This window comes from Mesorhizobium sp. M1A.F.Ca.IN.020.06.1.1 (assembly GCF_004023265.1).
Taxonomy (GTDB): domain Bacteria; phylum Pseudomonadota; class Alphaproteobacteria; order Rhizobiales; family Rhizobiaceae; genus Mesorhizobium.
Window position 1 is genome coordinate 1 of the sequence record NZ_RZSR01001077.1, and the last position, 1,863, is coordinate 1,863.

Annotated in this window: 2 pseudogenes; both read right to left on the reverse strand. The window is 62.4% G+C overall.

The annotated features are described in order from the left end of the window. Window positions 1-1,029 (reverse strand): annotated as a pseudogene (locus EOA60_RS31085) (hypothetical protein); the annotation flags it as partial. Window positions 1,030-1,282: 253 nt separating this feature from the next. Then, window positions 1,283-1,863 (reverse strand): annotated as a pseudogene (locus EOA60_RS31090) (hypothetical protein); the annotation flags it as partial.

Here is a 1,863-nt window from a genome sequence, read left to right on the forward strand (position 1 = left end):
GAGGCCGATGGGCAGCCTGCGCCCGCCGACCTTGTCCAGCAGCTCGCGCAGCCTGTCGGGCGTGCCGGCAACGATCGTTCCCTCCGCCGAAATCCATTCCGGACAATCGGGGTTGCAGAGCGGATTGCTGCCGCGAACGACGATGAAACGCATTTCCTGCTGCGGCTTTGGCGGTGATGCTGCCTCCGCCGGCTGACTGTAGGCCTGTTTGACTGCGACCGTCGCCACCTCGGCCGGCTTGGCCTTGCCATTGGCCGGTATCTCGCGGCAGTTCGCTGGCACCGGATCGCGCCGGCATATGGCTGCTTCGGTCATCAGGTCGAGGGAATCGAGGCTGGTGACGAGCTTCATATCCAGCATATCGTCGGGCTCGATCTGCTTTATGTCGCTTGCCGGCGTCGCTTTCATCACGTCCAGCACGCCCTGCCCGATACCCATTTCTTTCAGATAGCCGGACAGCCGTTTCTCGACCGCCTTGCTCATCTCGTAGGTCTTGTAGCTGCCGGCATTCTTGCGGCTGACGACCTTGGTGCTGAGGACCTTCTTCTTGCCGTTCACAATTCTGTAGGTGGTGCGGTAGAGCAGCTTTTCCCTGTGATATGTCGTGGTGATCTGATGAACCCCGAGAAAAGCCCACTCGCCGACCACACGGCGGACGCCGCCGGCAAACATCAGGGGACATGCGGAATTGCACATGGCGCCGCTGTCGTAGGCGATGCCGGAATACGGCGTGTTCTTACTGTCATTGTCCCGGCAGTTCTTCATTTCGGGCGAGCAGCCGGAAAACCCCGTAGTGCCCACGGCGATGTCGAGCTTGTTCTTACGGATCGTACGGCCGAGTTGGAGCGCGGCGTCGACATTGCCTCCAGGAGAATTGACGACGATCGGCAGTTGCCGGCCGCCGAGCGTCTTCAAGAGGCGCTTGAACCGCGCCGGCGTGCCGGCCTCGATGCTGCCTTCGGCAGAAATCCATTCCGGGCAGTTCGGCTCGCAGCCTGGCGCGCTGCTGCGCACCACGACGAAGCGCATGGCAGGGCCGTAATCCGGCGGCGTTTCCTTCGCTGCGGCGGCAAACGCGGTAAGCCCAATAGCGATGGCCAGCCCGAGCCGAACCAGCCCTAGCGGCCACGAAATACCCTTTGAAAGGAACGCGGAAATCACGCCTGCCAAGCCCTCGGTCCAACCCATACTAGTTACGGCGACGATGCTTGCAAATAGAATTGAAGAGGGTGCGAGCAATGCCAGCCTGACGGCTGCTGCCTCGACCTTCGTCGCGACTACGCTAAAGTTCTGGCGGCGTCTTTGCCTGGGCGTTGGCAGAGGGCGGGAGCCGGCAATTGTCCGGCTTTGGCGAGGACCTGCAAATGGCGGGGCCAGTCAGCGTGTCCGATGTGTCCGGCCCGGTCACCAGCCCGACCTTGAGCATTATATCGGGTTCAAGCTGACGCTCGACTGAACTCTGATCTATCGCTGCGAACAGGCCTGGGCTGATCGCCATCTCGTCCAAATAGGCTTCGACAATCCGCTTCTGTCCCATCGAGGACACGCTGAGCCGCGCCTTGGGGTCGACCAGCCGCCTAGCGCCGCCGGCGAGCATGAGTGCGCAGGCTGAATCGCACTCCACTCCGAATTGGCTGATCAGCCCGACATAGGCGCCATTGTCGTCCAGACAGCCTGCCCCGGGCGGGTTGCAACCCAGGATATTGGTGCGGGCGACGACGACGTCTAGCTTGCGTTCGTGGATAAGCCGCCCTGCGGCCAAGGCGCCGAACAAGTCGCCGCCTCGTGAGCTGATCACAACGGGGAGCCGCGGGTTGTCGAGCGCGGCGAGCAACTGGCGAAGTTTTTGCGGGGTTCGAGGGG